Consider the following 20976-nt stretch of genomic DNA (forward strand, 5'->3'; position numbering starts at 1 on the left):
CGCTGATTTATGATTAGAATTTGATTTAACAATTATGTTCGTCATTCTGTCCCGACTTTTCGGGATCAGAATCCTTTTCAAAAAGACCCTGAAACAAGTTCAGGGTGACGGTAAAGTTTTAAAGGATAAACCCGAACAGGTTTGGTTGCTCGTTGAGGTATTCTACCTGATAATTTCTCGACTTCATTCTTTCCAAAAGTGGCTCGAAATCCTCTTGATTCAAGTGTTCAATACCAATGAGTGCAGGCCCTTTTTCCCGAGCTGTTTTCTTCGTGTATTCAAAGTGAACAATGTCATCATTTGGCCCTAAGACCTCAACCAGAAAATCACGAAGTGCTCCTGCTCTTTGAGGAAATCTTACGATAAAATAGTGCTTTAGGCCTTCATATAGCAGTGATCTTTCACGAATCTCTTCAGTTCGAGAAATATCATTATTACTACCTGAAAGCACGCAAACTACATTTTTACCCTTGATTTCTTCTTGAAAAAAGTTCAGTGCAGCAACACTCAAAGCTCCGGCAGGTTCAACTACAATGGCTTCTCGATTATACAAAGCGAGGATGGTTGTACACACCAAGCCTTCGGGTACAGTTATCACCTGATCGAGGTTCTGCCTACAAATTTGGAAGGTTCTTTCTCCGACCGCCTGAACCGCAGCACCATCAACAAACTTATCGATGTCCTTTAGCACCACATTCTCTCCAGCTTCTAATGACTTGAGCATAGCAGGAGCACCTTCCGGCTCCACTCCAATAATCTTGGTATTTGGGCTCAACTGCCTAAAAACTGTGGACACTCCAGCAGAAAGTCCACCACCACCAACAGGCAGAAACAGATAATCTATGGGTTCTGAGGCATCAGCCAATATTTCCAAACCGACTGTTCCCTGACCCTCAATTACTTGCTCATCGTCAAATGGGTGAATGAAAACGGCCTTTTGCTTTTGGCAATATTCCTGAGCCAGGTGATAAGCATCATCGAATGTGTCACCTATCAGTACAACATCAACCCAGTTCTTACCGAAGAATTTGACCTGATCTACTTTTTGCTTAGGCGTTGGAGCAGGCATAAAAATGGTGGCATTCACCTCCAGCATTCTGCATGAATAAGCCACTCCTTGGGCATGATTTCCCGCACTCGCACAGACCACACCATTCTCTTTCTGAGTTTGGCTCAACTGGCTGATTCTGTTATAAGCTCCACGAATCTTATAAGATCTTACCACCTGTAAGTCCTCACGCTTGAATTGGATATTGGCCTCATACTTTTCTGAAAACGAGAGATTTGACAACAAGGGAGTTCTTTGAACCACACCCTGAAGTCTTTCTGCTGCCTTTTCTATATCAGCTAATTGTGGTATGTAAAAAGTAGTTGTATTCATTGCATATTCGTATCATTTAACACGTCATTCCCGCGCAGGCGGGAATCTCCAAATAATCGCACCTAAGGCCGATAGGGATTCCCAATCAAGTTGGGAATGACGGTTACTAGAATCATTGGAAGTAGGCCTTTACAGCCTACTCTAGCACTAATACTCTCCCCCTATTCTAGGGGGAGTTGGAGGGGGTCAAACAAGTTCCTCTTTCTTCACAGCTGGGGCATTTTCAGGCCTGAGGGCTCTAACGGCCTTGCCTGCCTGCCACATTTCTGAGTTTTGAAGCTCGTCCAGCTCTACTTGAAGTTTCTCTCTGTAATCAGCTTGAGAGTTAGAGTCAATAGATTTCTGAGCCTCTACACCTGCTTTTACCGAAGCATAAAGCTTTTCGAAAACTGGCTTGGTAGCTTCGTAGAATGGATCTTTCCAGTCCAAAGCACCACGCTGAGCTGTGGTAGAACAGTTGGCATACATCCAGTCCATTCCGTTTTCAGCAATCAGAGGGTAAAGCGACTGAGTAGCTTCTTCAACAGTTTCATTGAACGCTTCTGAAGGTGAGTGTCCATTAGCTCTCAATACTTCGTATTGTGCCTGGAACAAGCCCTGAATAGCCCCCATCAAAGTGCCTCTTTCACCAGTAAGGTCAGAAGTAACTTCTTTGATGAATGTGGTTTCGAACAGGTAACCTGAACCTACTCCAATACCCAAGGCAATGATTCTGTCTTTGGCTTTTCCTGTAGCATCCTGATGCACAGCAAATGATGAATTCAAGCCTTTTCCTTCAACAAATAGTCTTCTCAAGCTGGTACCTGACCCTTTGGGAGCCACTAGCGCCACATCTACATCAGCCGGAGGAATGATACCTGTCTTATCCGAGTACGCCACTCCAAAGCCATGTGAGAAATAAAGCATTTTACCTGCAGTCAGGTGCTTTTCTACCGTTGGCCAAAGCTGAATTTGAGCAGCATCTGAAAGTAGATAACAAATGATGGTTCCTCTTTCCAATGCCTCTTCGATAGAGAACAAGTTCACACCTGGCTCCCAGCCGTCTTCCACAGCTCTATCCCAAGACTTAGATGGTTGTCTTTGCCCTACGATTACATTGATACCGTTATCTCTTAGGTTTAATGATTGCCCTGGTCCTTGAACACCATAACCAATGATGGCCACAGTTTCTTCTTTAAGCACTTCCTGTGCCTTAGATAATGGGAATTCGTCTCGGGTTACTACGTTTTCTTCTACGCCTCCAAAATTGATTAATGCCATTGTATTAAGATTTAATTGGTTTTCAGTTTAATGATTGTTTGTACTCGGCCTGCTTGGCTTCTTTTATTAGCTTCTTCAGGTCTTTTAATTCTTCGTCCATTTTGATGAGTGACACCCTACCAGATTTCACGTAATCGATTAAGCCATATGGTTTTAAAAACTCCAATAGATCATCGTTTTCAACCTTATGACCAGTCTTTTCCACGATCATAAAGTCTTGTTCAACCGATAGAATTCTTGCATTTTTATCGCGAATAAGTCTTTCTACTAGATTGTCTTCAGCAGCCTTTTCCACAGAGATTTTAAAGAGTGTAATCTCTTGAAACACCGTCTCCTCATCCGTATGATAAATTGCTTTTATCACCTCAACTTGCTTCTCTAGTTGAAGCACCAACTTCTTCACCATTTCTTCGGTGGTATTGAGGACTATTGTGAAGCGATGAATGCCCGGAATCTGCGACTCTGAAGCATTAAGACTTTCGATATTCAAGTGCCTTCTTGTGAAAACTGAAGTAATGCGATTAAGCAAACCGATGTGGTTTTCAGTGAAAGCGGTTATGGTAAAATCCTTGTTCATGATTATGATAATCTTACATCTGAAACTGAAGCACCTGTAGGAACCATTGGGAAAACATTGTCTTCCTTCCCTACATGAACTTCTAATAGAAAACTTCCTTGGTATGCTAACATCTCTGCAACTGCACTCTTCAAGTCGTCTCGTTGATCGATCGACTTTCCTTTAATTCCATAGCCCTCAGCTATTTTTACAAAATCTGGGTTGATTAACTCAGTTGAACTGTATCGCTTATCGAAGAAAAGCTGCTGCCATTGGCGAACCATTCCAAGAAAGCTGTTATTCAGGATGATGATTTTCACCGCTGCTTGAGTTTGGAAGATTGTGCCCAATTCCTGAATTGTCATTTGGAAGCCTCCATCACCAATCACAGCAATAACCTCTCTATCTGGAGCACCAAGCTTGGCACCCAATGCTGCTGGAAGACAGAACCCCATGGTTCCTAAACCTCCTGAAGTGATATTACTTTTGGACTGCTTGAACTGAGTATATCGACAAGCCACCATTTGATGCTGACCTACATCGGTTACCAGAATGGCTTCACCTTCAGTCAATTCATTGACTTCCTTAATTACCTCACCCATAGTCATCTGACCTTCGGTCGGATTCAACTCGGGCTGAATAACTTGAGCCCTTTCTATATCATTCAGAGTTCTGAATTGATCTAGCCAAGACTGATGGCTTTTCCTCTTCACTAATTCTGTAAGTTGTTTTAGGCTCTCTTTACAATCACCCAAAACTGGTGCATCGACCTTCACATTCTTGTTGATCTCTGAAGGGTCGATATCTAGATGAACCACCTTAGCCTGCTTGGCATATTTGGATAGATTACCGGTTACCCGGTCATCAAAGCGCATTCCAATGGCTATCAAAACATCACATTCATTGGTTAGCTTATTCGGGCCATAATTTCCGTGCATTCCTAACATTCCAACATTTAGCGGATGCTCAGTTGGCAGCGCTGAAAGCCCTAAAAGCGTCCATGCTGCAGGAATGCCTGACTTCTCAATGAAAGTCTTAAACTCTTCTTCGGCCTGACCTAAAATCACTCCCTGACCAAAAAGTACAAATGGTTTTTCGGCCTGATTAATAAGGTCTGCCGCTGCTTGAACTGCCACTGGCTGAACTTCTGGAATAGGCTGATAGCTTCTGACAGCCTCACATTTCTTGTAATCAAATTCTACCTGATCGAACTGAGCATCTTTTGTGATGTCAATCAACACTGGCCCTGGTCTTCCACTTTTGGCTATGTAAAATGCTTTTGCCAAGGCAGTTGGAATATCTTCTGCCCTCGTTACTTGAAAATTCCATTTAGTGGCTGGCATAGAAATACTGATGATATCCGTTTCCTGAAAGGCATCGGAACCAAGAAGAGATGATGCCACCTGGCCTGTAATACACACCAAAGGCGTAGAATCGATCATTGCATCAGCAATTCCGGTGATCAGGTTAGTAGCACCCGGGCCAGAAGTAGCCATCACCACCCCAACTCCGCCAGTAGCACGGGCATAACCCTGAGCAGCATGGATAGCACCCTGCTCATGGCGGGTAAGTACATGATGGATTTCTTCCTGATAGTGATACAGCGCATCATAAACAGGCATAATGGCGCCACCAGGGTAACCGAAAATCAGGTCGACACCTTCTGCAACCAAGGAACGAAGCACAGCATCGGCCCCTGAGGTCTTTACTTTTTCACTAACGGATTGAGTAATTACAGCTTCCATATATCATTATTTATCGGTTACACAGCCCTCTGATGCAGAGCTTACTGCTTTTGCGTATTTATAAAGTGCTCCTCGTTTCACTTTCAGTTCAGGAGCTTTCCAATTCTTTCTTCTTTTAGACAATTCCTCATCAGAAATCAATAAGCTGATCTCATTCTTAGTGGCATCAATAACTATCTTATCTCCATTTTCCACCAAAGCGATAGTACCTCCTACCTGAGCCTCTGGAGTTACGTGTCCCACCACAAAACCATGACTTCCACCAGAGAATCTTCCATCGGTAATCATGGCTACAGTTTTACCTAAACCAGCACCCATTATGGCCGAAGTAGGCTTCAGCATTTCCGGCATTCCTGGTCCGCCTTTGGGACCTTCGAAACGAATGACTACCACGTGCCCGTCCTTTACTGAACCATTTCTAACACCTTCAATAGCAGAAAACTCATCATCGAAAACAATGGCTGTTCCTTCGAATCTCTCTCCTTCTTTACCTGTGACTTTAGCTACAGCCCCTTCTTCAGCCAGATTGCCGAATAGCATCTGCAAGTGTCCTGAAGGCTTAATTGGAGCCTCTTTTGGTTTGAGAATCCCTTTGCTATTGTCTAATTCTGGCACATCGGCCAGGTTTTCGGCAATTGTCTTACCGGTTACGGTCATACAGTCACCATGCAGCATTCCTTCAGCTAACATCCATTTCATCACAGCAGGAACTCCACCAGCCTCATGAAGGTCTTCCATCAAATACTTACCGCTTGGTTTTAGGTCGGCCAAGAAAGGGGTTGAATCAGAAAGCCTTTGGAAATCACGAAGGGTTAAATCTATATCAATGCTGTGTGCAATGGCAATTAGGTGCATTACTGCGTTGGTAGAACCACCCAAAACGGTGATCAAACGAATGGCGTTTTCAAACGATTTCTTCGTCATAATATCACGAGGCTTTAAGTTTAGTTCTAAAACCTTTCTTATCGCTTTTCCTATCTCTTCACACTCTTGAGTTTTGTCAGTACTAACAGCAGGGTTAGATGCACTATAAGGTAATGACATTCCCAAGGCCTCAATGGCCGAAGACATGGTGTTGGCAGTATACATTCCACCACAGGCTCCCGCACCAGGACATGAGTTTTTGATGATGCCCTTATAATCCTCCTCAGATATAGTGCCCGCAAACTTCTGCCCCAGTGCCTCGAACGAAGAGACTATGTTAAGTTTTTGGTTCTTGAAACAGCCTGAAGCAATAGTGCCTCCATAGAGCATAATACTCGGTCTGTTCAAACGCCCCATAGCGATGAGCGCTCCGGGCATATTTTTATCGCAACCCACAACGGTAACCAGTCCATCATAGTAATGAGCACCTGCCACCGCTTCTATGGAATCTGCGATGATCTCACGGCTGGCCAGAGAATAGCGCATGCCTTCGGTTCCATTGGATATACCATCACTCACTCCGATGGTATGATACATCAGGCCTACCAAATCTTCCTTCCAAATACTCGCCTTCACTTGCTCTGCGAGCTTGTTCAGGTGCATGTTACAGGTGTTGCCATCGTAACCCGTACTGACTACGCCCACCTGGGCTTTAGCCATGTCTTCCTCAGTGAGGCCAATCCCGTACAACATGGCCTGTGAGGCCGGCTGCGAAGGATCTTGTGTTAATCTCTTACTGTATTTATTCAGTTCCATTAGTTTGAAGGTATTAAGTTGAGCCCCCTGAGGCAGCCCGAAAATCATTTTTGCTACAGTTTTAAATCCAATTCGTTTTTTATTTATCTATCTGTTTTTCAGATATTTAATCAATTTTTATTACAGTTTTAAGTTGTTTCAACTACAGTCTCCAGTACCTCGCCATTCTGAGCGAAATACAACGCCCCGAGACTTCGGGGCGAAGAATCTCCCGCGGATTGCACCTCAGTCTTTCACCCCTAACCCCGATGCTTCGGGGCCCTAAAGGGGACTTTGAATCAGGGCAGTAACTTCATCAGTCACCCTTTAGGGTTGGAGTGGAAACTTCTTCGGTTTTTGAGCCCCCATCACCCCCGATATTTCGGGGCTTCCCCCAAGGGGGAAGGCTTTACATTCTGCCAGATTCGACCGAATCAGTTTAAACTGGCAGGATGCTTATGGGGCTATCTCAAAAGCTAACCGTCATTCCCGACTCCGATCGGGAATCTCTTAAAACTGGTCACCAAGGCCGGTCGTCATTCCCGCCTACGCGGGAATGACGACCTTAGTGGCTTTTGAGATAGCCTCTGGAGTTTCACGCAACAAAAAAGGCCCTTCCCACTGAGTGAGAAAGGCCTTCAATTATGCATACAGAAGTCGCTCCCTCACCCCGTTGGGCCGGTAATAATGACTACTGTAATGGTTATGTTATTCAGTTTCATATTTTAAGTTCAATGTTTCGGCACCGCGTCATTCAGACCCCGATTCATCGGGGGAAGAATCTCCTAGAATCTTGCATATAGTTGGAGATTCTTCAGTCGCACATTTCTGATTACATCGAAATGTCCTCCTTCTGAATGACGGGGTCTGAAACAAAAAAAAGCCTTCCGGTTAAGGAAGGCTTTTCAGTTTATATTTTACTCAATATCCTCCCCTTATTGTGACTCGATCACAATGGTAATAATGGTTTGGATATTGATTACTTGTTTCATGTTGCTCAAAAGTGAGGGGTTTATTTTTTAGATCAAAGGGAAAATTTGAAAAATCCAGATCAATTCAAAAGGTTTCCTTCTTCATCCCACTCTGCAATATTCATTCGTTTGCTTTGGTCTACACATTTCGCTAACCACTCTGGTTCGTAATCTACATCATGTTCGGCCAATACATCTGCAGGTACTCCATCCCAAACTCCCGGACGATTTCCTTGGTAGCCTAGGTCTTTTATTCCCATTTCTGAGGTAAAATAGCCCGTCATTGTTAGGTTGCGCATTCTAGTAAAGAAGCGTTCGCCTGCCATTAACTCAGGAGCTGTTTTACCTGGGTAGGCTATAGTATCGCAAATAGCTTTCTGTTCTTCCAACGTTAAGTCTTTGAAGAGCTTGTTATGGAGCTTGTTGGAATGTGAATCTAACCATGCTATTCCACCTCTTATCGGCAGTTGATTGTTCGGCATATCCTTGACTATAAAATCAATGAAGTCCACAACCCCAGCATCTGATGCCGACCCAAAGTCCGCATTAGAAGGCAGAATAATATCGACCAGAACAGCTATAGTTTCCAGCTCGTGCTCATTTAAGAACTCTTGCGCTAAAACTTTTCTATCATGCTCCTTTTCCTTTTCTGTTCGGCCATAGCCAGGAAGATCATTGGAAGCTACTTCTGGTACTTCAGCATTTTCTGAACCGGGCGCACATCCTGTTACTAGTAGTCCACCAGCAACCGACCCAACCAATAGTGATTTTAATGAATCGCGTCTGTCCATGATTAGATGTTTCTTTGTTTTACTTGTTCTACTAAATAGTCTGATGCTCTCCAAGCCAATGCCAATATAGTCCAGGTTGGATTCTTATCTGCTTGAGAAACAAATGGCCCAGCATCCATTACAAATACATTTTCACAGTCGTGTAACTGATTATACTTATTGGTAACAGACTCTCTTTTATCGTTACCCATTCTGGTAGTTCCTACCTCGTGAATAATCTGCCCTGGAGCAGTTAAACCATAGTCTCGGTCAGCCCCTGGTTTATCTCCTAGCAGTATACCCCCTGCAGCATCAAGCACTTCCTCAAAAGTATCTTGCATATGCTTAGCCTGATTTACCTCATGCTCTGTCCACTTGTAGTTGAATTTGAGCACCGGAATACCCCACTCGTCAACCACATCATTGTCTATCTCACAATAGTTATCGCGTTGAGGAATACTCTCTCCTCGTCCAGAAACTCCTAAAGTAGCACCGTAATAGCGCTTCACATCATCTCTCAAGGAGTCTCCATAGCCACCCACGGCACCTCCTGTTACCTTATTTAGGTCATTCGGGTTAAAGCCAAAGCCATAGCTAGGCATTCCCATTCCACCCCAAACTTCTATGTGGTAGCCACGTGGAAAATCGAGCTTTTTATCGTTCAACCACCAAGGTGTGTAAACGTGCATTCCTCCTGTTCCATCTTCATTATAGATTTTCCTATCCATTAATTGAGGAATAAAGGCAGAACGGCTAGCGCCTGTAGAATCGTGTAAGTAACGACCAACTAAGCCGCTGCTATTACCGAGTCCGTTTTGGTGAACGCTGCTTTTGGAGTTAAGTAAAATTCTTGCCGTACTACATGCAGAAGCAGCCATAACAACCACCTTAGCTTTGAGGTGATATTCTTTTCTATCGGCCTTATTAATGTAATTAACGCCAGTGGCCTTACCATTTTTATCGGTGGTTACTTCCCTAACCATGGCTTCAGTGAAAATCTGAACTTTTCCACCATTTTTTTGAGCTGGGAAGATGAGGCAAGTACCTGCTGAAAAATCTGCATAGGCAGAACAGGCCCTATTACATTGACCACAGTAGAAACAGCTTCCCCTTTGGTCGTTTATTCTTTTCGTAAGAATGGAAAGACGTGACGGAATAACAGGAATTCCCGCTTTTCTGGCACCTTTTACATAGTAAAGCTCATGTAAACGCGGTTTGGGTGGTGGTAAGAAGAATCCGTCAGGTTCATTGTGGATGTTTTCTCTACTACCGAAAACGCCAATGAGCTTATCTACCTTATCGTAATAAGGTTTTACATCGTCATAGCCAATTGGCCAGTTATCGCCTAAGCCATCAACGCTTTTTCGTTTAAAGTCTAAAGGACCGAAACGGAGCGAAATTCTTCCCCAGTGGTTAGTTCTACCACCAAGCATTCTAGAACGGAACCACCAAAAATTGGTGCCAGGCGCATTGGTAAAAGGCTCGCCTTCAATATTCCAGCCTCCGTAAGCTGCGTCAAAGTCGCCAAAAGACCTGCGGTTTGAACTGGCTCCCCTTCTTGGAGATTCATAAGGCCAACGAAGTTGGTTTCTGTCTTCGTCTTTGGCGGGATCGAAAAATGGACCGGCTTCAAGCACAGCCACATCAAATCCGGCTTCGGAGAGTATTTTGGTAGCCATACCGCCTCCTGCACCAGAACCTACGATGGCAACATCATAGGTTTTTGAAGATTCAATGATTTGCATAGGATGAGTTAAATCAGTTAAAAGTCTAGTAAAGTAATCGCTTAATTTAAGGAATAAGGTGGAAACCAGACCACAGAAATTGTAAGAACTGATTCATTCATTCTAGAACTAAACTTTGATAACCGATTATTTGGCTGAATATCAAATGGATAGTTAAAACCAACACTGATTATTATAAATGCTAATTGAACTGAAACTTTTATAATGAAATACAGAAGATCATTTTTAAAAATAACATATCAATAGCCCTGTATTCTATTGGTGCGACTAACTGCTAAACTGGCAAAAGCGAGGTGGATGGACTTAGGTGGGTCTCAGGCAATGATTTAACGGGTTTTCTGCTATTGATTAGAAGCAGAAAAGGTGAAACCGTGGCTTTTTACACCACGATTTCTGAGGGCTGGTAAGACTCATTCAAGAGCTCTTTTTGGTGGTTAACTTTTCTTCTGGGTTATTAACAATTCTTTTTTTTACACCACCAAAGACATTATTGATCAATAGAATAAGAATGGTGATACCTACCGCAATCACAAACTTTTCTAATGCTACTGAAATTCCTATACCTAAGCAGTAGAGCAGTGTCGCAGCGGTTGTTAAACCTTCAACCCCTTCTTCTTTTTTCTTGATGATGGTACCCGCTCCTATAAAACTGATACCCACCACCAAAGCTTGCAGCATTCTGATTGGGTCGGAATCTACGGCATCTTTAAGCTCAGAATTCTGAATTAGGTCAATTAAAGGAATGGCTAATGACACAATGAGGCAGGAGAAGCTTCCAACAATCATATTGGTTCTGAGTCCTGCAGGCTTTTCTTTTTTCTCACGCTCTAGCCCCACAAACCCGCAAAGAATAGTGGCTGCTGCGGTGTTCATCAATATCTCTAGTTCGGCAATATCTATCATGTTCTAAGGTTATGGTTTCACTTTTTATTACATGAATAGTGCCCTTGTGAAATATGCCCTAAAACACCCAAAACAGCGTTTTCTCATTTCGGCACAACTCTAAAATTGAATAAATCTCTCTCAAAAAGATAAAGATGGATTTCGATCTATAGGCTCATAGCTCTGCGGTAAGAAGGATGGGGCTATAATATGAGGACAAAAGAACTCCCAAATAACTCTGGCCTAATAATGGTGTTATACTCAATACATCTAGCTCGCACCTCATGAAAAAAATAAACGATTGGTTATTTAAGTCTTATAGACTAATCATTGGAAGCATTGCTTTCTACCCCACCATTATAACCATGGGCTTTTTTGGCTTTTCAATCATCATAAACCTGATAGAATATAGACCATGGATGATGGATCTGAAAGAAACCCTTTCCTTCATCTTGGTGAAGAGTAAAGAAGATGCTAGACTAGTTTTAGGAACCTTAGTTGGCAGCATAATTTCCCTAATGGTATTTAGCTTCTCAATGGTAATGGTGGTGCTTAACCGAGCTTCAGCCACATTATCTCCGAGAGTTATTCCGGGCCTTATTACTCACAAGTCTAACCAGACCGTCTTGGGCTTTTACCTAGGCTCTATTGTCTACTGCCTCACACTAATTGTGAATATACAGTCTGAAGGAAGTAACAGCATACCAGACTTTGGCATTCTCATGGCCATGATTTTTGGTATTATGTGTCTGGGCTTCTTTATGTTTTTTATTCACTCAATAAGCCAATCCATTCAGGTAGATAATATTCTAAAACGAATACAAGGCAAAACTGAGCGTAGAATGGAAAGTCTCTCTCTGACCGATGATGAGGATTTAATTGAGATGCCTGAAACGGAAGAATGGCTTAGTTTGAAGTCACCAGACGCTGGCTACATTAAAGAAATTAAAGTTAAGGAGCTGCTGAAAATGGCTAAAAAACACAAGCTGAAAATAAAGCTAGACGTACCTATAGGATACTTTCTAGTGAAAGGCTATCCCTATTTGAAAATCAATAAACAGACTGACAAAGAAGTAGAACAAGAGATTCATAACTGCTTTATATCGTATCCGCAAGAGTGGCTAGACGATCATTATTCATTCGGCTTTAAGCAAATCTCTGAAATTGCAGTTAAAGCCCTTAGCCCAGGAATTAATGACCCCGGAACAGCGGTAAAAGCAATTAATCTGCTCTCGGTTCTATTCATTCAGAAAATGAAAATTACTGACAAGTACTTTGTGACAAATGATAACAATGAACCACGGCTTTTCTTCGAACCTATAGAATTGAATGACCTACTTTATCAGAACCTTACCTCAATAAGAGAGTATGGAAAAACAGATGCTTTGGTAATGATCACTTTACTCAATTGCCTAAAAAACATATTACATGCCGACCAACAGTGCCAACATCATTCAGTAATTATAGAGCATATTGAAAGCATTGCAGAGTCTTGCAAAGAGCATATTACCAATTCTATAGATATGAAGAATATTCAGGCAGTGCTGAAGAGTATTGCGCCTTTGAGCCAGAAAAGTTTAAAGGTGGATTTAGATAGCTGACTGCACCAGTTCACAATTACTCTACGAGCATACTCAAAAGATAGACTCTCTTTACGCGTGAGCGCAAGAATCAATTAGATTGCGACATGAGTATAAAAATTCGTCCGTCAGTTGAAGCCGATCTGCCATCTATCTACGCCTTAATCAAGGAATTTTCAATCTTTCAAAAGACTCCTGAAAAGGTGAAGATCACACTGGAGCAAATGATTGAAGACCAAAATGACTTTAAGTGTTTAGTAGCTGTAGATAAAGATAAAGTCATTGGGTTTTCAAGCTACTACTTTGCTTATCACTCGTGGACAGGCAAGGTTATTTACTTAGACGACCTTTATGTTCAGTCTGCTTATCGTGGCCAAAATATTGGAAATCAGCTCTTCGATGCTGTAATGGAAATTGGTAAGTTTAACCGCTGTATTAAAATGAAATGGTTGGTTTCTGATTGGAACACAAAGGCTCAAGAATTCTACAAAAGCAGAGGTGCAACCATTGAAAGTACAGAATGGATTTGTGATTTAGGGTTCAAGTAGTAAACTTACTAGAAAGTCACTTCAACTGAAGAGAAATACCTGATCTCTTCATAAATGGCGTTGTCTGTTGCGAATGTGAAGTAAATCCCCCAGCCTAAAGGCCAACGCCTTTCACTCATAAGGAGATTGATATCTGCTAGAGTGGACAGTTGACGTCCACTCTAGCACTCTTTTATCCTCTATATGGACATGGATAAAAGAGTGAGGTCTACTCTCCTTTCAGTGTATCCACCGGATTTCGGCTAGCAACATAAAGAGATTGATAGCCAGTGGTTAAAATTGCTACTACTAGGCTAATCAATGAAGCTAAAACAAATACGCCAAGCTGCATCGGAGTTCTGTACGCAAAACCTTCTAACCACAAACTAACTAACCAATAAGCCAATGGAGCGGAAATAAGGATTGACACTACTACCAATTTTACAAAGCCAGTGCTAAACAAATAGGTAAGCTGACCTGTATTTGCACCAAGTACTTTGCGAATGCTAAGTTCTTTGGTTCGTTGCTCAGCAGAAAAGGCAGCTAACCCGAACAACCCTAGACATGCGATTATCATTGCCATTAGCGTAAAGAAGTTCAAAACTGTAGCCATGCGCTGTTCGGTTCTGAAGTTATCCTCAAAAGCTTGATCCATAAAGCTGTACTCAAATGGAATGGATGCATCTACTTCATTAAGTGCTGACTCGGCTTGATCTAAAACCCTTTTCAAATCTGAACTGGTTTGTATTGATTGGGGGTTCAACTTCATTGATAGGAAAGACAAACCAGCTCCATAATCCCAAACCTTATCATTCTTATCGCTAATTAGAATCAGTGGGCCAATTGCTTGTCGTGTAGTATGATAATTGAAGTCTTTAGCCACTCCAATTACCTCAAATTCATCCTCATTACCCGAAGCTACAGCCACGTGTTTACCTACGGCTTCTTCAGTTGTCCAGCCTAGGAGCTCTACCGCAGCTTGGTTTAGAATAACTGAATACTGATCGGTTGGGCGCTCAAACTCAAAGTTTCTACCTGCAAGAAATTCAATATCTAACACGTTTAAATAGTCATCATCTACTCGTAGGTTATTGAGTTGAAATACCTGCGCATCCGGTTCTGTAGACCTATACCTATCTCCAGTCATTACATTAGGAGGTACTCCAAAAGACTTGCCTACTTGAGTGACTGCAGCAATACCTTCCAATTTAGATTTGATAACCTCTGTATTGAAGCCAAATTGCTCGATATTATGAATTTGAAGTACGTTTTCATCCGATAACCCAAGGTCTATTTTGGAAGTGTAACTCAGCTGTTTTTGGACAAATAAGGAGCAAATGATGAGGCAAATTGAAATTGAGAATTGAAAAACCACAAGTCCATTCCTTAAAGTTTTTCCCTGCTGTCCTTTGCTGATTTTCCCCTTAATAACTTCTATTGGTCTAAAGGAAGACAGATAGAACGCTGGGTAGCCTCCTGACAATAGCCCTAAAGTCAATACAAACCCAATTAACACCAGCCATACTACTGGATTCATCAAGACAGGCTCGAGCGTTAGCTCCTTTTGTGCCAATAGGTTAAACCAGTCGAGTGAAGCACTCACAATAACAAGTGCCAATATTGTACTCACAGAAACGAACAGTACTGATTCAAATACAAACTGTCTAATCAATGAATTTCTCAGCGACCCAAGCACTTTCCTAACCCCAACTTCCTTGGCTCTACTAGACGACTTGGCTGTTGAAAGATTCATGAAGTTAATACAAGACAAAGTCAGCACTACAAGACCTATGGCCATAAAAACCTGAACGAATTGTTTATTTCCAATAGGACCAAATGAGTTGAATGGCGGGTCTGATGACAGGTAAATATCAGGTAACGCTTGTAAATCGAGCTTCCATGGGTTGCCTGCTGTAAATTCTTCAAAACTCTGGTTAAAGATTCTTTTTGTTGTTGGTGGGGCATATTTAGGTGGAATGGCCTGTAGCTTGTCATTTATTAGGGCAACATCTGCACCATCATCTACCAAAACGTAGGTTGAAAAAGCGGTCCAAATCCACTTCCAGCCATGCATATCCATTTGTTCCTTGGCACTGGTTAAAGAAGTAAGAACATCGAACTGTAAATGACTCTGCGTTGGTAAATCTTTTAAAACACCTGTAACCACATAACTCTTTGAGCTTCCATCCCATTCTCGCATCTCTATAGTTTGACCCAGCGCTTCATCTAAACCAAAGTAGCGTTGAGCAGCAGTCTCCGTAAGAACCATGCTGTTAGCTGCCTCTAAGGCCGTTTCTTGATTACCCAAAAGCATTTCATAATCAAAAACCTTAAAGAAATTCTTCTCAGCCCAAAAGAGTTGATCCTCTTTGAATGAAAGTACCTGCCCCGATTTAGTTTTGTAGCTAGTAAACTGAGAACCTTGATTCAAAATGCGGGTTACCTCTCTGAATTCTGGTACTTCTTCGCGCAAAGCATCTGCCACGTTCGGACCAGTTGTAGAACTCATTTCAGTCCAATCTCCCCAAATGTTTGGCTGGTTGACTCTATAAATATTATTGGTTTGGTCTAGAAAATTATCATAGTTCTTTTCGTGATAGACATAAAGACCAATTATCAGGGAAATACTGATTCCTATGGTAAGTCCTAGAATATTGAGTAATGTAAATTGCTTTTGCCTAATGGCATTGCGCCAGGCAATAGTGAACATAGATTTTAGCATCATAGTGTTGTTGTTTTGAGTTTTAAAAATTTTGAATGAAGTAAAGCCAAAGAGTAAGTGCAGTGTATCGACCCAATACATGCACATGGCTAAAAACCGACTTTTTTCAGAAAGACGCTCTTCATAGATTTCTTGCAAATCTCCTAAGAACTCTTCCTGCAACTCCTCTCCGACCATTTTGGAAAGCAGCCAATTTGCCAAATTTGGTGGATTCTTTGATGACATTATTGTCCAGAGTTTAGCTGAGGGATAAGTGACCACATTTTCTGACGCACATCTTGAGCTGCCTCAAGTTGCTTCATTCCCTGAGTAGTGATCTCGAAAAGACGCTTACGCCTGTCTCCTCTTTTCTCAGTGTTGCCACCCATTTCAGACTTCAACAGACCTTTATCCTGAAGGCGGTAAAGTGTGATATGCACAGCTCCCAGTAACACAGAGCGGCCAGAGTGCTTTTCAACCTCTTGCTTTACATTAATGCCATAGGCTTCACCCTTAAGAATACAAACCGCTAGTAGCACCAACTCTTCGAATTCACCGAGACCCTTATTCTTCATTAGTTACAATGTTGTATGTTATACAAAGTTATAACTAATAAAATTAGAAAAGCAAATCTGACTCTAAAACCACTTCCTAAGACAACGATTAATGGTTCATTTGGTGATGATAGTTTTGTAACTGAGAATTATAGATTATATAAGCATTTGTAACCTATATTACCTTCCTCTAAATTTAACTGAACTTAGTTTGTGAGTAATTTGTAACATCATTATGACGATGAATAGCAGAAAGGCCAAGCCCGGAAAACGAGATATCATTGAACTAAGCATTATAATAGCGGTTTTTGCTATTATTTACTTCACTGGCTCACAAGCAGAAGTGTTTGGCAAAGTTCAGCAAGCTGTACTTTACACGGGTGTAATGAATGCAAATGAACTAGACGAGTCTTCTCAAAAACCCGCTAACTATGACTTCAAACTCTTTGATGTTAACGGTAATATTTTAGATGCAAAAGACTTAAAAGGTAAGAACATCTTTATTAATATTTGGGCTACTTGGTGTGCACCGTGTGTGGCCGAAATGCCGAGCATTAATAAGCTTTATGCTGACGTTAAAGACAACCCAAATGCGGTATTCCTGATGATTTCTGAAGATCGAGACTTTAAAAAAGCCATTGAGTGGGTTAAGAAAAAAGAGTTCGACTTCCCTATATACCGACTAGCCACGGCACTACCAGAAGAATACGAGACCAATGTGGTTCCTACCACTGTAGTAATTTCAGCCGAAGGCGAAATAGTTGTTAAGAAAACAGGGATGGCAAATTACAATACGAGAAGGTTTAGAAAGCTTATGACTGCAGAGCAATAGTATTAATTGGGAAAAATTAGAGCCGAGTATAGGACTACTCGACTCATGATGGAATTCTGTTAAGTTTTTACTACCCTTCAGTAGAACCCTTGGCTGTTTTTTCTGATAAAAAACTTCCATCTTCCTTAAACAAGAGCACTACCTGAGAGTCTAGCCAAACCTTGAAATTACCATCAGCTGCTACAGCCGCTTTCTCTACAGCTGCATCTGTATAATTGGTTGCAATGTAATCTGAGACTGACTCGGGTAAGCTTTCTAAGTCTATGGCAGTCCATTGATCACTAGCTCTATACTTTCCTCTCTTACCGTTATTTCTTCTCTTTCGGTGACCTTCAGACTCTCTCAGTTCAGTGAAATTTCCTTCAGAATCAAATATTAGAGTCGGTCCATCAACCAGTTTAACATAAAATGCGCCATTTTCATCGGTAGATGCTTTTAGTATAATGTAATCACTGTAGTTGTCTACAATATAATCGGTTATAGACGTGGACAAGCTGGCCGTATCAATCTCCGTGAGTTCAGGCCTATCTTTTGCTCTTTTCTTAACCGCGTTGTCAATAGCCTCAACAAATACCCCTAGATTATCGAACCTAACAGCTGTTTTCCCCTGCAACAGAACTACATAACCACCACTATCATCTACCCATGCGTGGCGAACATTTAGCTCCGCATAGTTCTGCTCTAGGTAATCTAGCACATTGTCTGGTAAGTCTGCTTCATCAATTTCTGTCCAAGCAGAAACATCGGAACCTGCAAAAGCCGTAGTATCTACTATACCTGCGGCAATGGCCAATTCCTCTTCAAAAACAGGGTCATTATCTTCGTTTTCGCATGAGGTAAATACTGCAACAAAAGCTAGAAGCATCATTAATAATAGGTTTCTCAAGTTTCTCATTTTTGTAAGATTAAGTTTCGAATTCAGTTTGCTATTACTCAGATTTGAGTTTTCTGCTTTTGAATACTGCTCAGTAAAACTTACCCTACCCCCGACTATATATATTTTAAAATTGATCCTATACACGCATCTGCCGACATATACAGGATATAAAAATAAGCCACTCATAATCCACCTATCATCTTCAAAATCAATAGGTAAAGCACTTAAACAATGTAATTCACCAATTGACCAAAAACAGTTAACCGAAATCCTATTCCAGTTATCGAAGAATAGATACCATTCGTCTTTTATGCCTGAAAACCATGGCAATTCATGACAGATTTGAAGAAAAAAAAGCGACATGGAATCAATACTTGTAATCGAAAGCAGCTATATGATGAGACTTTTCCTCATCAACTATCTAGACAAAAACTTTGATGTAACAGCTGTAGAAAGCCCTACTGAAGCACATGAATTGCTTGAAAAGAAATGGAGACCAGATGCGGTCATCTCTAACTTTTATGGAAATAAAAGCTTGGAGAGAAAACCATTTGTAGACCTTATTACCGAATTAGAAGGTAGAGGTATTCCCTTATTGGTGCTAACCGACCAAGACAAAAGTGACCAGCGCATTGAGACTTTAAAATTAGGCGCTAAAGATTCCGTAAGTAAGCCATTTAACCCTATAGAGCTTCAGCTTAGAATTATGAGCTCAATGGGTCTTAAGGGCCGAGATAAAATGAAGCGAGTCGCTTAATTCAAAATACCAACAACAACAAAACAAAGCCAACCATGAAAAATCTGTTCAACAAAAAACCAAATGATGAAAAAGACAGCTTTAATAGCGTTGGCTCTATTAATCCTAAACGGATGTTTAGAAAAGCCTGTAGTAGAATTAGAAGAAACCATTAACGAGACTTCTAACTTCGACTTTGTAACCACAAATGACGTTTCTTTAGCAGTTAGCCTTACAGATGCTTCAGGAGATCCTTTTACAGGAGTTAAAGTCTCAGTATTTGAAGTAGCTGGCGATACAGCAGGCAGAAAGTTATTTACCGCAGTTACCAACAACTCTGGTCAACTGAACGAAAGTTTTAACCTGCCTACATACTACGAAAGCGTATTGATTCAAACGAATTTTATTGGTATTCCTAACAACGTAGAAGTACCAATTCTGAACAATACTATAGAATTGACCTATGAGAAAGGTGAAGTAACTTCTGTAGTTGTTCAGGAGGAAGAAGAGCAAAATAATTCAGATGCTGGTGCTGCAAATACTTCAAATGGTATTAATGGTATTACATTCAATTACTTAGCAAACTACAGCTTCTGGTATGGAACACCAAGAAACCTTGAGCCTAACAGAGATGTAATTAGCACTACTCTTCTAGAATATATCAATGCATCGCTTCCAGAAGCCAAGCCAGTTCCAGAATATCACCCAACTTACTTGGCCAATGGCAAGAAAACTACTTTAGATATTCTTGAAACAGCAGATGTGTGGATTACCTTCGTGCATGAAGGAGCTGGATGGAAAAACGCTATCGGGTTCTATACTTACCCTACTGGTACACCGCCACAGTCTATAGATGATATTGATGTAATCAACATTGCTTTCCCTAACCTCTCTTATTACGGATCTGGTGGTGGACTACGCTCTGGAGATAAAGTAAACATTGGAAGATTTGAAGCAGGCACTTCAATTGGAGTAGTCTTATTAGCCGATGGCTGGAACGGATGGAATTCACAAAGCTACAATTACCTTATTTTCTCAGATAAAGGCTTAAACCCAGAGTCTGACCCTAATTTACAACAACATAACGTATTGCTTTGGGACGAAGAGAACGAGTTATTCCTTCTTGGTTTTGAAGACGTGGTACGTGAAGACTCTTGGTCTGATGAAGACTTTAATGATGCCATTATGTTTGTGACTTCAAACCCGGTAGAGGCCATTAGTATTGAAAATGTTAGTCCAATAGACAAGCCAGGAACATTAGATTCTGACGGAGACGGCATCAACGATATTTTGGACGAGTATCCTAACGATGCTTCTAAGGCTTACGCTAGTCATTACCCATCTTCTTCTACCTATGGAACATTCGCTTTTGAGGATAAATGGCCAGATTATGGAGATTACGATTTCAATGATTTAGTAGTTGACTATCAGTTCAAGCATTATTTGAATGCTAACAACCAAATAGTAGAAATGGAATCCAAGTTTGAGGTTAGAGCTGCCGGAGCAGGTTATAGAAACGGATTCGGTTTTGCTACTGACTTGCTTCCTTCTGAAGTGCAGACTAGCACAGGGCAAAGCATAACTGGCTCTAGCGTAAGCTTAAGCGCCAACGGAACTGAAAGTGGTCAAGATAATGCAGTATTTATTGTAGCAGACAACATACACGCACTATTCGATACTAATGGGTTCATCAATACTGAAGAAGATAAGCCTCAGCACGATGTACAAACCATTACTCTAAACACTGTATTTAATAGCCCTAAAACGTATGCCCAAATTGGCAATGCCCCATACAACCCGTTCATGATTGTTGGTCAGGAAAGAGGTAGAGAGGTACACTTACCAGGTTATGCCCCTACTAACTTAGTAAACACTGAATTCTTCGGCACACTAGACGACAATACAGATGTAGAAAGTGGCGTTTATTACAGATCGAAGACAGATTTACCGTGGGCTATCAATTTACCTGAAAGCTTCGATTACCCTCAAGAGAAAGTTGACATTAGAAGTGTTCACTTAAGATTCAAAGATTGGGCACAAAGCTTAGGCTTTAGCTACATGGACTGGTACAGAGACCAGCAAGGATATAGAGATTTAGACCTCCTTTTCAAGAGATAGCTTAGTGTTAGGTTGAATTGTGATTAAAGAGCACCTCGAAAGGGGTGCTTTTTTTTTAAATTCAGAATTAATAGAGCCTATA

16 protein-coding genes are annotated in these 20976 nt (G+C 41.4%); 5 read left to right on the forward strand and 11 right to left on the reverse strand.

Features of this window, described 5'->3' with window-relative positions; translation table 11 throughout:
* Window positions 1–118: 118 nt before the first annotated feature.
* The 8 genes from ilvA to T7867_RS16460 all read right to left on the reverse strand — a co-directional run bounded on the left by ilvA (window position 119) and on the right by T7867_RS16460 (window position 10990).
* Window positions 119–1381, reverse strand: a complete 1263-nt coding sequence (ilvA, locus tag T7867_RS16425; RefSeq protein WP_322299572.1) for a threonine ammonia-lyase — start codon at window positions 1379–1381, stop codon at window positions 119–121.
* 186 nt (window positions 1382–1567) lie between these two features.
* On the reverse strand, window positions 1568–2641 hold the full coding sequence (ilvC, locus tag T7867_RS16430; protein ID WP_068221918.1) for a ketol-acid reductoisomerase: 1074 nt from the start codon (window positions 2639–2641) through the stop codon (window positions 1568–1570).
* Window positions 2642–2663: 22 nt separating this feature from the next.
* Complete coding sequence (gene ilvN, locus T7867_RS16435) at window positions 2664–3218, reverse strand: acetolactate synthase small subunit (protein ID WP_068221916.1); 555 nt, start codon at window positions 3216–3218, stop codon at window positions 2664–2666.
* Window positions 3219–3220: 2 nt separating this feature from the next.
* Entirely contained in the window at window positions 3221–4942 is a 1722-nt protein-coding gene (gene ilvB, locus T7867_RS16440) for a biosynthetic-type acetolactate synthase large subunit (protein WP_068221914.1), read from the reverse strand.
* A 6-nt stretch (window positions 4943–4948) separates the two neighbouring features.
* Window positions 4949–6622 carry a dihydroxy-acid dehydratase gene (ilvD, locus tag T7867_RS16445; RefSeq protein WP_068224128.1) on the reverse strand — a complete coding sequence of 558 codons (1674 nt, stop codon included), beginning with the start codon at window positions 6620–6622 and terminating at the stop codon, window positions 4949–4951.
* Window positions 6623–7652: 1030 nt separating this feature from the next.
* On the reverse strand, window positions 7653–8363 hold the full coding sequence (locus T7867_RS16450; protein WP_273513195.1) for a gluconate 2-dehydrogenase subunit 3 family protein: 711 nt from the start codon (window positions 8361–8363) through the stop codon (window positions 7653–7655).
* A 2-nt stretch (window positions 8364–8365) separates the two neighbouring features.
* Window positions 8366–10087, reverse strand: coding sequence for a GMC family oxidoreductase (locus tag T7867_RS16455; RefSeq protein ID WP_068221911.1), 1722 nt, complete (start codon window positions 10085–10087; stop codon window positions 8366–8368).
* A 414-nt stretch (window positions 10088–10501) separates the two neighbouring features.
* Window positions 10502–10990 (reverse strand): MgtC/SapB family protein, encoded by a 489-nt coding sequence (locus T7867_RS16460; RefSeq protein WP_084375694.1) that lies wholly within the window; start codon window positions 10988–10990, stop codon window positions 10502–10504.
* A 263-nt stretch (window positions 10991–11253) separates the two neighbouring features.
* Between T7867_RS16460 and T7867_RS16465 the strand changes: the two genes are divergently transcribed.
* Window positions 11254–12570, forward strand: a complete 1317-nt coding sequence (locus tag T7867_RS16465; RefSeq protein ID WP_068221909.1) for a DUF2254 domain-containing protein — start codon at window positions 11254–11256, stop codon at window positions 12568–12570.
* Window positions 12571–12656: 86 nt separating this feature from the next.
* A complete protein-coding gene (locus T7867_RS16470; protein WP_068221907.1) occupies window positions 12657–13097 on the forward strand; it encodes a GNAT family N-acetyltransferase in 441 nt (146 codons plus the stop codon).
* 208 nt (window positions 13098–13305) lie between these two features.
* Here the strand turns inward: T7867_RS16470 and T7867_RS16475 are convergent, their stop codons facing one another.
* Both T7867_RS16475 and T7867_RS16480 read right to left on the reverse strand, forming a co-directional pair.
* Window positions 13306–16023 carry an ABC transporter permease gene (locus T7867_RS16475; RefSeq protein WP_068221905.1) on the reverse strand — a complete coding sequence of 906 codons (2718 nt, stop codon included), beginning with the start codon at window positions 16021–16023 and terminating at the stop codon, window positions 13306–13308.
* Window positions 16023–16352, reverse strand: coding sequence for a PadR family transcriptional regulator (locus T7867_RS16480; protein ID WP_068221903.1), 330 nt, complete (start codon window positions 16350–16352; stop codon window positions 16023–16025). The genes T7867_RS16475 and T7867_RS16480 overlap by 1 nt, the downstream gene beginning before the upstream one ends.
* Before the next feature lie 220 nt (window positions 16353–16572).
* Here T7867_RS16480 and T7867_RS16485 point away from each other — a divergent pair, with 220 nt between their 5' ends.
* Window positions 16573–17163: a TlpA family protein disulfide reductase gene (locus tag T7867_RS16485; RefSeq protein WP_068221901.1), complete on the forward strand. Its 591-nt coding sequence runs from the start codon at window positions 16573–16575 to the stop codon at window positions 17161–17163.
* Window positions 17164–17233: 70 nt separating this feature from the next.
* Here T7867_RS16485 and T7867_RS16490 read toward each other — a convergent pair whose 3' ends face one another.
* On the reverse strand, window positions 17234–18058 hold the full coding sequence (locus tag T7867_RS16490; RefSeq protein ID WP_322299573.1) for a PepSY-like domain-containing protein: 825 nt from the start codon (window positions 18056–18058) through the stop codon (window positions 17234–17236).
* Window positions 18059–18401: 343 nt separating this feature from the next.
* On the opposite strand from T7867_RS16490, the gene T7867_RS16495 reads away from it, so the two are divergent.
* On the forward strand, window positions 18402–18797 hold the full coding sequence (locus tag T7867_RS16495) for a response regulator (protein WP_322299574.1): 396 nt from the start codon (window positions 18402–18404) through the stop codon (window positions 18795–18797).
* Window positions 18798–18860: 63 nt separating this feature from the next.
* A complete protein-coding gene (locus tag T7867_RS16500; RefSeq protein ID WP_322299575.1) occupies window positions 18861–20894 on the forward strand; it encodes an LruC domain-containing protein in 2034 nt (677 codons plus the stop codon).
* Window positions 20895–20976 lie beyond the last annotated feature (82 nt).

Origin of the sequence: Roseivirga spongicola (genome assembly GCF_034376045.1) — a bacterium.
Taxonomy (GTDB): domain Bacteria; phylum Bacteroidota; class Bacteroidia; order Cytophagales; family Cyclobacteriaceae; genus Roseivirga; species Roseivirga spongicola.

Excerpts from the sequence above, each read along its gene's own strand:
- T7867_RS16485 (WP_068221901.1), top strand. The coding sequence starts at position 16,573 with ATGAATAGCAGAAAGGCCAAGCCCGGAAAACGAGATATCATTGAACTA.
- T7867_RS16490 (WP_322299573.1), bottom strand. The coding sequence starts at position 18,058 with ATGAGAAACTTGAGAAACCTATTATTAATGATGCTTCTAGCTTTTGTT.
- T7867_RS16480 (WP_068221903.1), bottom strand. The coding sequence starts at position 16,352 with ATGAAGAATAAGGGTCTCGGTGAATTCGAAGAGTTGGTGCTACTAGCG.
- ilvN (WP_068221916.1), bottom strand. The coding sequence starts at position 3,218 with ATGAACAAGGATTTTACCATAACCGCTTTCACTGAAAACCACATCGGT.
- T7867_RS16460 (WP_084375694.1), bottom strand. The coding sequence starts at position 10,990 with ATGATAGATATTGCCGAACTAGAGATATTGATGAACACCGCAGCAGCC.
- ilvA (WP_322299572.1), bottom strand. The coding sequence starts at position 1,381 with ATGAATACAACTACTTTTTACATACCACAATTAGCTGATATAGAAAAG.
- T7867_RS16450 (WP_273513195.1), bottom strand. The coding sequence starts at position 8,363 with ATGGACAGACGCGATTCATTAAAATCACTATTGGTTGGGTCGGTTGCT.
- T7867_RS16470 (WP_068221907.1), top strand. The coding sequence starts at position 12,657 with ATGAGTATAAAAATTCGTCCGTCAGTTGAAGCCGATCTGCCATCTATC.
- ilvC (WP_068221918.1), bottom strand. The coding sequence starts at position 2,641 with ATGGCATTAATCAATTTTGGAGGCGTAGAAGAAAACGTAGTAACCCGA.
- T7867_RS16495 (WP_322299574.1), top strand. The coding sequence starts at position 18,402 with ATGGAATCAATACTTGTAATCGAAAGCAGCTATATGATGAGACTTTTC.
- T7867_RS16465 (WP_068221909.1), top strand. The coding sequence starts at position 11,254 with ATGAAAAAAATAAACGATTGGTTATTTAAGTCTTATAGACTAATCATT.
- ilvD (WP_068224128.1), bottom strand. The coding sequence starts at position 6,622 with ATGGAACTGAATAAATACAGTAAGAGATTAACACAAGATCCTTCGCAG.
- ilvB (WP_068221914.1), bottom strand. The coding sequence starts at position 4,942 with ATGGAAGCTGTAATTACTCAATCCGTTAGTGAAAAAGTAAAGACCTCA.
- T7867_RS16475 (WP_068221905.1), bottom strand. The coding sequence starts at position 16,023 with ATGTCATCAAAGAATCCACCAAATTTGGCAAATTGGCTGCTTTCCAAA.
- T7867_RS16500 (WP_322299575.1), top strand. The coding sequence starts at position 18,861 with ATGATGAAAAAGACAGCTTTAATAGCGTTGGCTCTATTAATCCTAAAC.
- T7867_RS16455 (WP_068221911.1), bottom strand. The coding sequence starts at position 10,087 with ATGCAAATCATTGAATCTTCAAAAACCTATGATGTTGCCATCGTAGGT.